The organism is Actinoplanes utahensis, assembly GCF_016862455.1.
Taxonomy (GTDB): domain Bacteria; phylum Actinomycetota; class Actinomycetes; order Mycobacteriales; family Micromonosporaceae; genus Actinoplanes; species Actinoplanes utahensis.
Genome location: NZ_BOMZ01000078.1, coordinates 70,897 through 83,192, shown reverse-complemented (window position 1 = coordinate 83,192; position 12,296 = coordinate 70,897). Strand labels below are relative to the sequence as shown.

Below are 12,296 nucleotides of genomic sequence, written 5' to 3'. Positions count from 1 at the left end.
TCTACCGGACCGCGCCGGCGGTCAGACCGGCGCGGATGTGTCTCTGGAACGCGACGTAGGCGACCAGCACCGGCAGCATGGCGATGGTCAGACCGGCGAACAGGCCGCTCCAGTCGCTGCGGTAGCCCTGGCTGACCGACAGGGCGGCCAGACCCTGCGCCAGGACGTACCGGTCCGGGTCGGGATTGAGAACCAGCGGCAGCAGGTACTGGTTCCAGAGCCCGAGGAAATTGAAGATGCCGACCGCGACCAGGCCGGGCCGGGCCAGCGGGAGCATGACGCGGAAGAACACCGCGGCGTGCGAGCACCCGTCGAGCACCGCCGCCTCGGCGACCTCACCGGGCAGGGTGCGGAAGAAGGCGTGCAGGAAGAAGACCGTGAACGGTACGGCGTACGCCGTGTAGACCAGGATCAGTCCGGGATAGGTGCCGAGCAGCCCCAGTTGCTGCACCACGAAGAACAGTGGCACGAGCGCCAGGAACACCGGAAAGAACATCGCCGCGACGAACGTGTAGTAGAGCAGCCGGTTGCCCCGGAACTGATAGCGGGCCAGGGCGTACGCGACCATCGAGCCGAGCAGCATGGTCAGTGCCAGCGCCCCGCCCACCACGATCAGGCTGTTGAAGAAGTACCGGCCGATGCTCGCCGCGGTCCATGCCCGCGACCAGTTCTCCCAGTGCGGCCGCGCCGGTGGCGACCACGGCTCGTTGAGGATCTCCTGGTCGGTCTTGAGGGAGCTCGTCACCGCCCAGAGCAGCGGCAGCGCGGTCACCACGGCCCAGGCCAGCATCGCCAGGTGCGGCAGCGGATTCCACCGTTCCCGCGGCGCCGCGGCGGTCTCCGGCCGGCGGACCGGCCGTTGCATCAAGGCCGTCATGCCGTGCCTCCTCGGGCATGCCCTCCCGGCCCTTGCTTCGCTGCGGTGCAGTCGGTCATGCCGTCTCCACAGTCGAACGGCGGCCCCAGCGGAGCGCGAACACCGCCAGGGTGAGCGCGGCGAAGAACAGCGCCACCCCCATCGCCGTGGCGTAACCGAACTTGCCGTACGTGAACGCCGTCCGGTACAGCGACAGCCCCACCACCTCGGTCGCCCCGTCCGGCCCGCCGGGCCCGACCGTCATGACCTGGACCAGCACGAACCCGTCGAGGGCGACGATGCCCAGGTACACGAACGCCACCTGCACGCTCTCGGCGACCAGCGGCAGGGTGATCCGGCGCAGCGTGGCCCACCGCCCGGCCCCGTCCAGCACCGCCGCCTCGAACATCTCCTTCGGGATGCTGTCGATCGCCGCGCTGAACAGCACCACGTAGAACCCGACCGACGACCAGACCACCACCGCCATCACCGCGATCAGGGCGAGGGACGGCTCGGCGAGCCAGCTGCGGGTCAGCCCGTCCAGGCCGATGGCCCGCAGTCCCGAGTTGAGCAGCCCGGTGTTGGGGTTGTAGACGAACCCCCACAACACCGCGATGATCACCAGGGAGAGCATCTGCGGGAAGAAATAGACGATCTGGTACGCCGACGCGCCACGCACCGGGCGGCGCCCGTGCAACATGCTCGCCAGGAACAGGGCCAGCACGACGGTCGCCGCCGGCACCACCACCAGCATCACCGCGTTGTTGCGCAGCGCGTCCAGGAAGAGCGAGTCGGCGCCGAGCCGGGCGAAGTTGTCCAGGCCGACGAAACGCGCCTGGCCGGCCACCCCGGTCCAGTCGGTCAACGACAGATAGAAGGCCTGGGCGTACGGGGAGAGCACGAACACGGCGTGCAGCACCAGCGCCGGCGCCAGTGCGGCGAGCAGGAACCGCCACCGGCCGTGTCGCATCAGCGTGTGTACTTCGTGACGGTGCCGTCCTTGGCCAGCGCGTCGGACGCCTTCTGGATGCGGGCCGACCAGTCGGCGACGCTGATCCGGCGGTTGACGAGTTCGCCGGTGGCGTCGTCGACCGCTTTGGCCAGGGGCGCGTACCACGTACGGAAGCGGAAGTTGAAAGCGTCGCCGGCGGCGGCCGTGACCGCGTCGCGGACCGATCCCAGACCGCTGCTCAGGGTCAGTCCGTCGGTGGCGCCGGCCACCGCGGGCAGGGTGTTGTTGGCCTGAGCGAACGCCGTCGCCGACTCCTTGGCGAAGAGGATCCGCAGGTATTCCAAGCCCCCGGCGACGTTGGCGGCCTTCGCCGGGACCAGGTAGGACTCGCTGCCGGCCGCCTGCACCGCGGCGCCCGGCATCCGGTCGCCGGTGGACGCGGCCGGAACGGTGCCCATCACCATGTCGAAGCCGGCCGGGGTGACGTCCTTCTGCTCGGCCTCCAGCCAGGAGCCGCACGGGATGAACGCGGCCTTCCGCTGGCACCAGGCGGCCTGCGCCTCGGTGTGCGACAGCGCCTCCGAGCCGGACATCAGGTAGCCCTTGCCGGCGAGCTCGGCGAACGCCTCGGCGGCCTGGGTGAGCCCGGGCTGCCGCCACGCCGCCGGTTCGAGGTTGTCGACCGCCTTGACCAGGTCCAGACCACCGGTCTTGGCGGCCATCGTGAGCAGCGGGTCATTGAGGTACTCGGGATATTTTCCCTGGTAGGTCCAGGGTGCGATACCGGCCTTCTTGATCGTCTCGCAGAGGGTGAGCATCTCGGCCCAGGTCTTCGGATAGGTCCAGCCGCGTTCGGCGAACAGCGCCTTCGAGTACCAGAGACCCCAGACCGTGTACGTGAAGTTCAACGTCACCGTGGACCCGTCGAACGTGCCGTCCTCGACCACGCCGGGCAGCAACGTGTCCCGGACCTTCCGGCCCGGCTGGTCGAAGGCCGGGGCGTCGAGCAGTTCCGCCAGGTCGGTGACCTGCTTGGCGCTGACCAGGGTGGCGATGTCGAGACGGCCGGCGCCGGTGTTGTCGACCACGTCGGGCGGGGTGTTCGCGACGAAGCGGGGCTGCACGGCCTCGCCGACCTTCTGCAGGCCCTGGTGCTCGACCTCGGCGTCCGGGTACTTCTCGGCGTACTTCTGTTCGGCCTTGATCGCGTACTCGTCGCCGTACCCCCCTTTGAAGACGACCACCTCGAGCGGCGCGTCCGGCTTGACGCCCAGGGGGTTCTCCGCGCTCTTGGCGCCGCCGGTGGTGGCGGGCTTGTCGTCGCCCGCGGCGGTGACGCAGGCGCCGAGCAGGGGCGCGGCCACCGTGGCGAGCCCGGCCGTGCGGAGCAGGGATCTGCGGCTGGGGTACGGTTCGGGCAGGGATGCAGGGTTCATGACGGACTCGTTTCTCTATGCGGTACGCCGGATGCGCCCGGCGTACCGCGCCTCGAGTTCTGCGTTGTGTTCCTTGCCGCCGGGCACGTTGTCCGACAGGTAGACGGGCGGGGTGATCCCCGCCGTGAGCAGGCGTTCGACCACCTCGATGACGATCTGCTGGGCCAGCAGCGCCGCGGTGATCGAGGAGACGGCCCCGACCGCGCCGCCGCCCGGCAGCGGCAGTGCCGCGTCGCCGTAGGGCGCGCCGTTGTCGAGGGTGACGTCGGCGATGTCGCCGAGTCTGCGGCCGCTCGGGTGCCGCGACGCCACGCCGGCCGAGTGCTGCGCCGAGATGATCGCGACGAGCGGGTGGCCGCGTTCCTTGACCAGCAGTGCCATCTCGACGACGGCGCCGTTGATGCCGGAGTTGGAGGCGATGACGAACGCGTCGTCCGGTTTGACCGGGGCGAGTTGGTAGAGCTTGTGGGCGATGCCGGGGTCGCGTTCCACGCCCGGGTCGGCGAGCGCTTCGAGGGGCTCGCCGCCGTAGAGGACGATGTCGCGCAGCGCGATCCGGTTGGTGGGGACCAGGCCGCCGGCCCGGCCGGCGATCTCCATGGCCAGGGCCTCGGAGTGGCCGCAGCCGAACGCCTGGATCACGCCACCGTTCGTTATCGAGCCGGCCAGCAGGGCGGCCGCCCGGGATTTCGCCTCCTGCTGCCCCCGGCCCACCCGGGCCAGCACTTCTTCGATCCTGGACAGGAAATCCGCACTCACGTCGGTCCTTTCTCCACCCGCCGTTTACGGGTCGGCAGCTTCTCCGGCAGGCGGTGCGCGTCCACGGCGCGGACCGTCAGCTCCAGGGCCTCCGCGGTCCGCTCGTAGGTGCGCTGCGCCACCGCGACATAGATCAGGTCGAGGACGAGCAGCTGCGAATGCAGAGCCGACAGCGCCGCCAGCCGGAACGTCGTCTCCAGGACGCTGGTGGTGAACACGACGTCGGCGACCTCCGCCAGCGGCGACCGGTTGAAGCTGGTCACCGCCACGGTCAGCGCGCCGTGGTCGGCGGCCTCGGCCAGGGTCTCGATCACCTCGCGGGTGCGGCCGGAGTGCGACAGGCCGATCGCTACGTCGCCGGGTCGCAGCAGCGCGGCGTTGGTCAGGGCGGTGTGGCTGTCCTGGCGGTGCCACACCGGCACCCGGATCCGTTCCAGGCGGAACGCCATCTCACGGGCCGCGGTGCCGCTGCTGCCGAAGCCGAACAGCTCGACCCGCTGCGCGCCGGCGATGGCCGCGGCGACCCGCTCGACGTCCTCCACCCTCAGCAGCGACGCGGTGCCCTGGATGGCCCGGGTGTCGGCCGCCGCGACCACGCCGAGGACCTGGTCGAGCGGGTCGTCCGGGCTGATGTCGCCGCTGATGTCGGTCTCCCACCGGGCCTGCTCGGCCCGGCCGGTCTCGGTGGCGACGGCGACGCGCAGGCTCGCGTACCCCTTGAAACCGAGCGTGCGGCTGAACCGGGTGACCGTCGCCGTGGACGTGCCGGACCGCTCGGCGAGGTCCACGATGCTGGCGTGCGCCGCGGTCTCCGGGTCGGCGAGGATCGCCTCGGCGATGCGGCTCAGCGCCTCCGGCATCCCCGGCCCCTCGATACGCAGCCGCCCCAGCAGCCCGCCGCTCTCACCCGTCATCGCATGGACATCCTTTTCATCGATTGCTCGTTGCGATGAAAATTACGACCGTGGGCGCGGCTAGTCAACAATGAATTTCTGTGTTTCGATCTCCGCCATGAGGCTCGTGGTAGGTGTCGACGCCGGCGGGACCACCTCCCGTGCGGTGGCGGCGACCCTGTCCGGCACGGTGCTCGGCCGCGGCCGCGACGGCCCCGGCAACCTGTTCACCGCCGGCCCGGCCGCCGCGCTCGCCATCGCCGGTGCCGTCCGGCAGGCACTGTCCGGCCTCGACCCCGCCACGGTCGCCGGCGGCACGCTGGGCCTCGCCGGACTGGGCGCGGGCACCGAACCGGCAAACCTCGCCGCCCTCACCCGAGCCTGGGAGTCGACCGGCCTGACCTGCCCGTTCACCGTCGTCGGCGACGCGGTGACCGCTTTCGCGGCCGGCGCGAGCGAGGCGTCCGGCACGGTCCTCATCGCGGGCACCGGCGCCGTCGCCGCCCAGATCCAAGACCATCAGGTGGTACGTACGGCGGACGGCCTCGGCTGGCTCCTCGGCGACGAGGGCTCCGGCCACTGGCTGGGCCTGCAGGCTCTGCGCTGTGCCATCCGCTCCTGGCACTCCCCGTTCGCCGACGTCATCGCCGGCCACACCGCCGCCGCCCTGCCGCCCGGCCCTTCCCCACCCTCGACCGGCTCCCCGCCCTCGACCGACTCTCTGCCCTCGACCGACTCTCCGCTCTCGGCCGACTCTCCGCCCTCCGCCGGCCCCTCCGCTCAGCCCATCGCGTGGACCGGAGTCGACGGTCGCGACCGGCTGATCGCCTGGGCGCAGACCGTGCCGCACACCCGGATCGCCGCGCTCGCCCCGGTGGTGTGTGCCTTGGCCGAAGCCGGCGATCCGCACGCGGTCGCGATCACCACCGAGGCCGTCCGCCGCCTGGCCGCGACCCTGGACGAGGTGCTCACGGACGGCCCGGTGGTGCTGGCCGGCAGCCTGCTCACCGCCGCGACCCCCCTGCGTGCCGGACTGTCCACGGCACTCCGGCGGCGCGGCATACCCCTGCTGACCAGCGGTGACCCGGCTACAGCCGCGGCCTGGCTGGCGGCCCGTCTCCTCTCCCCCGCCGATGCCGCCGAACTGCACCGGCGGCTGCTCTCCACTTAGCTCGTCGTTCGGCCTCGGGCTCCAGCCCCGTGTCGCCGTGGGCCGGTCCGCTGCCTGGTCAAGGCGGACTGCGGTGAGTTCGGGCATCGAGCCGGTGCGGGGCGACTATGAAGTGCGCTGACCTGCATGCCCGGTGGGAACAGGAAAGGAACCGAGCGCATCGCCCTGAAGCATGGGCGCGAGCAACGCTTGAGGCAGTTCGGTCGGCTTCAGGACGATCGGCAGGTCTCTATGCGACCTCCGGCCGGCGGCCCGACTCGCTGCCACTAGGTACGAGCGAGGAGGCATCAGCGCTGCGGGCGGGTCCAGATGGGCCTGCGCTGATCACCGTGTCGAGGATCCCCCGCGATATCCGCAGATCCTCGATCGCGGCGGTCATCCGGTCACGTTCTTGTTGGAGCTCGCTCACCAACTGTGGGCAGGTTGGCATGAGGCGATGGCCGTCCTCGCGGATGCATGGCAGGATCCGTGCGATCGTCGCGGTGCCGAGCCCGGCTGCAAGCAGACGGCGGATACGGCCAACGGTTCTGACATCGGCCTCGGCGTAGATGCGATAACCGCTCGGCGTCCGCATCGGATGCAGGAGCCCTTGCGATTCGTAGTAGCGCAACAGCCGTTCACTGACACCGGTCCGCCGCACCATTTCGCCCATGCGCATGTGATCCGCACCTCGTCGTTTTGACTCTGCCATCGGTGTCAGAGTTTACCGTCGCTGCATGCCTGCACCAGTTCTCCCAGCCTCGTCTCTCGCCCGGATCGTTCGCGGTACCGGCCCCGGCCTGCTCCTCGCGCACGGCGCCGGCGGCGGCATCGAGCCGAACTTCGGCCCCATCCTGGACGCTCTAGCCGAGCACCGCACCGTCGTCGGCCCCGACCTGCCGGGAACGGGCAAGACGCCTAGATCCGGCAGACCGCTCACCCTCGACGGGCTGGCCGACGAACTCGTTGCCACTGCCGTCGAGGAGGGCGTGGAACACTTCGCCATCGCCGGGTATTCGATGGGCGCCGCGCTCGCCGTGCGGGCCGCCACCCGGCATCCGGAACGGGTCACGGCACTCGTGCTCACCGCCGGGTTCATCCGGCCGAACCCGCGGTTCCGGCTCGCCGTGCGAATCTGGCGTGAGTTGCTGGTCGCCGGCGACCTCGACCGGCTCGCTGAATACCTGTCGCTGGTCGGCCTCAGCGAAGGCGCGCTCGGCGCGCTGTCGCAACGCGACCTCGACACGTCCCTGGCTGCCGTGGCCGCGACCGTCCCGCCCGGAACACCGGAGCACCTCGACCTACTCGATCGCATCGATGTACAGGACGATCTGAAGCACATGAATGTGCCCACCCTGGTGATCTCGACGACATATGACAGCCTGGTCACGCCGGAACTGCAACGGCACCTCGCCACTGCCGTCCCGGGCGCCCGGACCGCCGCGATCGCGACCGGCCACCTCCCATTCGTCGAACGGCCCGACGAGTGGCTGACCCTGCACAGACGCTTTCTCGCCGACACCTCGGTGTCATCAGCACGCTTCTGAGGAACTCCTGGCCGCCTGCCCGCAACCCGAGGTCTCCCGCCCGCGAGTCACGGCGGAGAAGGCCGCATCCGCGCCGCCCGGTTCCCGGCCCGCAAGAGTGGCTTTGCGGTGGGCGTCCTGGGTGGGCTCTACTCGGGCTGCAGGCCTTGATCCCCGCGGGAGCGTAGGTGGCCGCGGGGATCAAGGCGAAACCCCGATCAGAACCGCAGCAGGTACAGCTTGAGATGGGCGCCGGTCGCGCCGGCACTCGTCGACACCATGACCCAACCGTCCCCGATGCCGGTCAGCCAGCCACCACGGCGGGCCAGCTGCCGGCCGGTCCGCGCATCGTGAACCTGCACGTACGGCCGGTCGCCGGTCGCACTCATCACCGCGACCAGGTCGCCCGCGACAGCCGACTCCCAGCTGGCCGACGAGCTCGCCAGGCCGGGGTCCGGCACGGTCCAGAGCGGCCGGCCGTCGTCGAGGCCGAGCAGCGACACCGGGCCGGACTCGCCGTTGTCACGAACCAGCAGGGTCCGCTCGTCGCAGGCGATGGGCACACCCGGCTTCTCCGCGGTCCAGCGGACCTTTCCGGTGCGCAGATCGGTCAGTGTGGTCCGGTCGTTGCGGTCCACCGCGGCGATCGCGCCGCCGGAGCCGAACATGACGGTGCCGCCGAGCGAGTCGCTGAGCCGCCTGCGGCACTCGTCGCCGGCGCGGCGGCCGCTGTACACGACACCCTTCCAGGCCGGTCGCCCGCTGCGGCCGTCGACCGCGTCGACCGCCACCGGGCAGTCCCGGGCACCGCGCGGCGGATCGTGGTCGGTGGTGACGAGGAGGTCCCCGGCCGCCAGCACGTACCAGCCCCGCGGGCCGACCCGTCCCGGCAGCAACCGCCCGGAGGCCGCGTCCAGCAGCGCGCCCTGCGCGTTCTTCCCCGGCGACGAGGTGGTGACCGGCAGGTATGCGGCGGCGGGCGGCGCCAGCGGGGGCCGGCCGCCGATCACGTCCTCCTGAAGGAGGAACGGCGGGTCCGGCACCGACCAGGCAGTGGCGCCGTCGGCGATCCGCCGTTTCACGATGGCGCAGTCATCGGCCGGCTCGTCCCGATCCGGGCACGAATCCAGATAGAGCGCATCGTCACGGGCGACCATGCGCACCGCTCCCGGCGTGGACCAGACGATCCGCCCGGCGTCCGGCGCGACCACGTCGACCGGGCCGTCCGTGCCCCGCTGCACGGCCACCATGCCACCGGCCACGGTGAACGTCGTGCCCTCCCCCGCGAAGGGCAGGCTCCACCGCAGGTTTCCGTCGGCGGCGTTCAGGCCGAGCAGCCGCTTGCCGTCGAGGACCACTGCCGTGTCCCCGACGACATGCGCGTCCCAGGAGCCGGTGGCGGTCTCCACACTCCAGGCGACGGTGCCGCCGTCACCGTCCGGGCCGTTCGGCACCGGCCCCGGCTCGTCCCGGATGCCGGCGATCACCGCGACAGCGGCGACCGTGGCCAGGACGCTGCAGAGGAGCGCCAGCAGGACTGCCCGCCCGGCCCGATTCACCGCCACGCCCGGTCCCCCCGTCCACGCCGACGCGAAAGCAGCCACGATATCGCGCGCCGTCGATGACGGCTCATCCGCCGCGGGCGGGCGGACGGCATGACACGGACCGGCGGGCGCCCACCACTCGGTGAGCGCCCGCCGGGGACGGACTACTTGTAGGTGATGTCGCTCTTGTTGACCTTGCAGTTGGCGTCGTTCCAGCCTTCGCCCAGGTACTTGGGCTCGCTGCCCTTGGCGACGCCCTGGTACTTGCCGCAGACCGTGGCGCTGGAGGCGTTGGACAGGGTGACGCGGGTGATGGTGGCGGTGTCGCCCCAGTTGCTGTTGATGCCGGCGACCATGTCGATGTCGTTCAGCAGCACGTTGTCGATCTTCACGTGGCGCTGGTGCGACGTGGTGCAGTTGCCACAGCCGCGGTAGAGCTTGCCGGAGCCGCTGAGGTAGAAGCCGGAGATGCTCACCGTGCCGTTGCCGTTGTGCTGGAACGTCTTGTCGCTGCCGTTCCGCGCACCGCCACCGATGACGTAGCTGGTGCCGCCGCCGGTGCCCTTGAAGGTCGCGGCGTCCTCGCCGATGTCGTTCCACCACACGTTGCGGATGGTGCAGGTGCCCTCGCAGTGCACGCCGTCACCGGCGGGCGAGCCGATGATGACGTTCTGCAGGGTGCCGCCGTTGGCGATCTTGAACATCGGGTCCTGGGACTCGCTCTGCGAGCCGTCGCCGATGCAGCAGTACGTCTTCATGCCACCGTCGAAGGTGCCGGAGACGTTGACCGTGCCGGAGATCGACACGTTGCCGGCCGAGGACGGCCACGCGCCGGTCGGGGCGCCGGTGCCGCCGGTCGGGCTGGGGTTGGACGTGGGGCTCGCGGTGGGGCTGGTGGTCGGGGTGGTGCCGCCGGAGCCGTACGTCTCGAACTCGGCGATCCGCGGCGCGCCGGACGCGCCGGTGATCTCGAAGGTGACCTTCTTCAGGGCGGTCGAGGCGAAGGAGATCGTGCTCGGGCTGCCGCTGCCGGTGGCCAGGACGCCGCCGGAGTCGGCGTTGAGCAGCCGCCACGAGTTGATCGAGCCACCGCCGGAGGCCTGCTTGATGACGGCCGAGGACACCGTCGTCGCGCTGCCCCATTTGACCGAGACGTGCCCGGTGCTGCCGTTCGGCGCCCAGTAGGTGCCGGTGTTGCCGTCCTTGACGTTGCCGTAACTGGTGCCACTGGCCTTGCTGGAACCGTCCGCGCCGGCGCTGAGGCTCAAGTTGTCCGCGGCCATGGCCTGCGCCGTCGGCAGAGCGATCATGATCGCGGCGCCGGCGATCGCGGTGGCGCCGCCGGCGAGCCACCGTAGGGCGACTGGTCGTCTCATTCCTGTCTCGCCTTCATCCGGGGATTTCGGTCGCGCCTTCAAGCGGGGGGAAAGCGCTTTCCTGCGGACGATAGGCCCTGATCGATGTCAAGACAAGAAGTCGCGCGAATTACGGCCCGGCGCGGGGTGGGAGGTGCGCGACGACCAGAGCGACCGCCTCGCGCGGGTCGTCGACCTCGCCGATGTCCGCCGGTCCGTGCGGCGAACGGGTCGCCCACCAGGTCACCCGGTATCTCCCGCCCACCGGAGTGATCACCGGAGCATCGTGGGTGTACGGGAAGGTGACGCGACGACTGAAGGTCAGCGAGTGGTGGCTGTGGAAGGGGAACAACGCCCGTAGCCGCGGATCGGCGTAGGCAGCCTCGATGAGATCACGGTCGACATGCGGCGCCGCGGTCTGGCGGTAGGTCGCCCACGCAGCCTCGACCCGGTCCGGTCGAGAGGCCATGCTCCCTCCTCCACCTCGTGTCGCCGATTGATCAGCGCGGCGAATGATCGATGGGACGAAGGCTACGGCGGCGAGCCGAGGGCTGCCAGGTCAGCCGATGCCAGGCCAGCGCGGCGGCGAGCCTGGGGCTGCCCGGCCGGTCGGCGTCGGGCACCGCGGCGGCGGGCTTCCCCAGGTGGACGCGTTGTGGCTGTTCGCGGGACGTGGCGACCGCGTACGCTGGGCGGCATGAGTACCGGGGCATTGACGGCGGACCGGCGGAGCCGGCCGGGCCGGCGTGCGCTCGTGGCCACCGACCTGCGCACCCTGCGCGGCCCGGTGACCGGGGTGGTGGATCTGCCGCACCGCCTGGTGTGGGCGCCGTCTCCGGCGGGCCGGTTCGACCTCGACGATCCGTACGACCGCAAGCGGATGTATGAGATCGTCCTCCGCGAGGCGATCCAGTCCGGCGAGCTGCGGACCTGGCTGAACGGCGGTCTCCTGGCCGACCTGTGGCCCGAGCTGTACCTTCCGCGCGGTGTCCGGCAGGCGTGGGAGGCCGTGCATCCCGGGCTCGCCGCTTGACCGGCCCGATCGACGCGTTCCACCTGCAGGTCGCGCGGATCGCGCTGTCGGTCGCCGACCGGTTCGGGTTCGCGCTCGGCGGCGGTCTCGCGCTCATCCTGCACGGGATCGTGTCCCGCCCGACCGAGGACGTCGACGTGTTCGGCGACGAGGACTGCAGTGTGGTCGCGGCGACGGCCGCGGTGGTGGCGGCGCTGCGTGACGCGGGCATCAGCGTGGAGCAGGTGGAGGCGAGCTCCGAGATCGTCGACGGGCTGGACTATGTGATGTCGGAGCTGGTCGCGTACCGGCCGCAGCCGGACGCCGGCGCGGTCCGGCTCAGTCTCGGCCACCTGTCCCGCACCCGGGAGCCGGTGCTGCTCGACATCGGCCGGGTGATGGCCCTCGACGACCTGATCGCCTGGAAGGTCGCCGCCCTGGTGAACCGGGCCGAGATCCGCGATTTCGTCGACGTGGCCGCGTTCCTGCCCGGCCGCTCCCCCGGCACCCTGCTGGACCTGGCCCGCACGGTCGACCCGGGCCTCTTCGACGAGGACGTCGCCGCCGCGGGCAGGCGCCTCGACGAGACCCCGGACCGCGCGTTCACGGCCTACGGTCTCGACCCCGCGCAGGTGGCCCGCTTGCGGACCCGATTCCAGGACTGGCCGCGCTGAGGCAGACCGCCCCCTCGGCATCCCGGACAACCCGAGTCCGTTTCCGATCACCAACCTCTCAACCCTTCCTTCGGTACGGCCACCCATGCTCGAATCGACATGAGAACGCCACGCCAACCAGCGAGGAGTACGGTCCTGG

At 71.0% G+C, this 12,296-nt stretch carries 13 protein-coding genes and 1 pseudogene; 5 read left to right on the top strand and 9 right to left on the bottom strand.

Translation table 11 applies throughout. The features are described from left to right. Position 1 precedes the first annotated feature (1 nt). Genes Aut01nite_RS26370 through Aut01nite_RS26350 form a run of 5 tightly spaced genes read right to left on the bottom strand, consistent with a single transcriptional unit; the run spans position 2 to position 4,917 of the window. Entirely contained in the window at positions 2-877 is an 876-nt protein-coding gene (locus tag Aut01nite_RS26370; protein ID WP_083999282.1) for a carbohydrate ABC transporter permease, read from the bottom strand. A 55-nt stretch (positions 878-932) separates the two neighbouring features. Continuing rightward, positions 933-1,826: a carbohydrate ABC transporter permease gene (locus Aut01nite_RS26365; RefSeq protein WP_043527198.1), complete on the bottom strand. Its 894-nt coding sequence runs from the start codon at positions 1,824-1,826 to the stop codon at positions 933-935. Next, positions 1,826-3,244: an N-acetylglucosamine/diacetylchitobiose ABC transporter substrate-binding protein gene (gene ngcE, locus Aut01nite_RS26360; protein WP_043527196.1), complete on the bottom strand. Its 1,419-nt coding sequence runs from the start codon at positions 3,242-3,244 to the stop codon at positions 1,826-1,828. Before ngcE ends, Aut01nite_RS26365 begins: the two co-directional genes overlap by 1 nt. Before the next feature lie 15 nt (positions 3,245-3,259). Next, positions 3,260-4,003, bottom strand: a complete 744-nt coding sequence (locus Aut01nite_RS26355; RefSeq protein WP_043527194.1) for a sugar isomerase domain-containing protein — start codon at positions 4,001-4,003, stop codon at positions 3,260-3,262. Beyond that, positions 4,000-4,917, bottom strand: a complete 918-nt coding sequence (locus Aut01nite_RS26350; RefSeq protein ID WP_043527192.1) for a MurR/RpiR family transcriptional regulator — start codon at positions 4,915-4,917, stop codon at positions 4,000-4,002. Before Aut01nite_RS26350 ends, Aut01nite_RS26355 begins: the two co-directional genes overlap by 4 nt. Before the next feature lie 97 nt (positions 4,918-5,014). On the opposite strand from Aut01nite_RS26350, the gene Aut01nite_RS26345 reads away from it, so the two are divergent. After that, positions 5,015-6,067, top strand: a complete 1,053-nt coding sequence (locus Aut01nite_RS26345) for an N-acetylglucosamine kinase (RefSeq protein WP_043527191.1) — start codon at positions 5,015-5,017, stop codon at positions 6,065-6,067. 229 nt (positions 6,068-6,296) lie between these two features. Here Aut01nite_RS26345 and Aut01nite_RS26340 read toward each other — a convergent pair whose 3' ends face one another. Then, positions 6,297-6,725 carry a MerR family transcriptional regulator gene (locus Aut01nite_RS26340; RefSeq protein ID WP_043527189.1) on the bottom strand — a complete coding sequence of 143 codons (429 nt, stop codon included), beginning with the start codon at positions 6,723-6,725 and terminating at the stop codon, positions 6,297-6,299. Positions 6,726-6,783: 58 nt separating this feature from the next. On the opposite strand from Aut01nite_RS26340, the gene Aut01nite_RS26335 reads away from it, so the two are divergent. Both Aut01nite_RS26335 and Aut01nite_RS44885 read left to right on the top strand, forming a co-directional pair. Next, positions 6,784-7,593, top strand: a complete 810-nt coding sequence (locus tag Aut01nite_RS26335) for an alpha/beta fold hydrolase (protein WP_043527188.1) — start codon at positions 6,784-6,786, stop codon at positions 7,591-7,593. Then, positions 7,592-7,692, top strand: a pseudogene (locus Aut01nite_RS44885) (IS21-like element ISAau2 family helper ATPase IstB); the annotation flags it as partial. The gene Aut01nite_RS26335 and the pseudogene Aut01nite_RS44885, both read left to right, overlap by 2 nt. Positions 7,693-7,790: 98 nt before the next feature. Here the strand turns inward: Aut01nite_RS44885 and Aut01nite_RS26325 are convergent. The 3 genes from Aut01nite_RS26325 to Aut01nite_RS26315 all read right to left on the bottom strand — a co-directional run bounded on the left by Aut01nite_RS26325 (position 7,791) and on the right by Aut01nite_RS26315 (position 10,940). Further along, the gene (locus Aut01nite_RS26325) at positions 7,791-9,137 is read right to left on the bottom strand and encodes an outer membrane protein assembly factor BamB family protein (protein WP_043527186.1); all 1,347 of its coding nucleotides are present in this window, start codon (positions 9,135-9,137) and stop codon (positions 7,791-7,793) included. A gap of 143 nt (positions 9,138-9,280) precedes the next feature. Then, on the bottom strand, positions 9,281-10,492 hold the full coding sequence (locus Aut01nite_RS26320; RefSeq protein WP_043527184.1) for a pectate lyase: 1,212 nt from the start codon (positions 10,490-10,492) through the stop codon (positions 9,281-9,283). 109 nt (positions 10,493-10,601) lie between these two features. After that, positions 10,602-10,940, bottom strand: coding sequence for a DUF6193 family natural product biosynthesis protein (locus tag Aut01nite_RS26315; protein ID WP_052163970.1), 339 nt, complete (start codon positions 10,938-10,940; stop codon positions 10,602-10,604). A 228-nt stretch (positions 10,941-11,168) separates the two neighbouring features. On the opposite strand from Aut01nite_RS26315, the gene Aut01nite_RS26310 reads away from it, so the two are divergent. Beyond that, entirely contained in the window at positions 11,169-11,504 is a 336-nt protein-coding gene (locus Aut01nite_RS26310; protein ID WP_043527182.1) for a hypothetical protein, read from the top strand. After that, a complete protein-coding gene (locus Aut01nite_RS26305) occupies positions 11,501-12,157 on the top strand; it encodes a nucleotidyl transferase AbiEii/AbiGii toxin family protein (protein ID WP_043527181.1) in 657 nt (218 codons plus the stop codon). The genes Aut01nite_RS26310 and Aut01nite_RS26305 overlap by 4 nt, the downstream gene beginning before the upstream one ends. Positions 12,158-12,296: the final 139 nt, after the last annotated feature.

What these genes read in the sequence shown, in the direction of transcription:
- Aut01nite_RS26370 (WP_083999282.1), bottom strand. Translation starts at nt 877, where the DNA reads ATGACGGCCTTGATGCAACGGCCGGTCCGCCGGCCGGAGACCGCCGCG.
- Aut01nite_RS26365 (WP_043527198.1), bottom strand. Translation starts at nt 1,826, where the DNA reads ATGCGACACGGCCGGTGGCGGTTCCTGCTCGCCGCACTGGCGCCGGCG.
- ngcE (WP_043527196.1), bottom strand. Translation starts at nt 3,244, where the DNA reads ATGAACCCTGCATCCCTGCCCGAACCGTACCCCAGCCGCAGATCCCTG.
- Aut01nite_RS26350 (WP_043527192.1), bottom strand. Translation starts at nt 4,917, where the DNA reads ATGACGGGTGAGAGCGGCGGGCTGCTGGGGCGGCTGCGTATCGAGGGG.
- Aut01nite_RS26345 (WP_043527191.1), top strand. Translation starts at nt 5,015, where the DNA reads ATGAGGCTCGTGGTAGGTGTCGACGCCGGCGGGACCACCTCCCGTGCG.
- Aut01nite_RS26340 (WP_043527189.1), bottom strand. Translation starts at nt 6,725, where the DNA reads ATGCGCATGGGCGAAATGGTGCGGCGGACCGGTGTCAGTGAACGGCTG.
- Aut01nite_RS26335 (WP_043527188.1), top strand. Translation starts at nt 6,784, where the DNA reads ATGCCTGCACCAGTTCTCCCAGCCTCGTCTCTCGCCCGGATCGTTCGC.
- Aut01nite_RS26320 (WP_043527184.1), bottom strand. Translation starts at nt 10,492, where the DNA reads ATGAGACGACCAGTCGCCCTACGGTGGCTCGCCGGCGGCGCCACCGCG.
- Aut01nite_RS26315 (WP_052163970.1), bottom strand. Translation starts at nt 10,940, where the DNA reads ATGGCCTCTCGACCGGACCGGGTCGAGGCTGCGTGGGCGACCTACCGC.
- Aut01nite_RS26310 (WP_043527182.1), top strand. Translation starts at nt 11,169, where the DNA reads ATGAGTACCGGGGCATTGACGGCGGACCGGCGGAGCCGGCCGGGCCGG.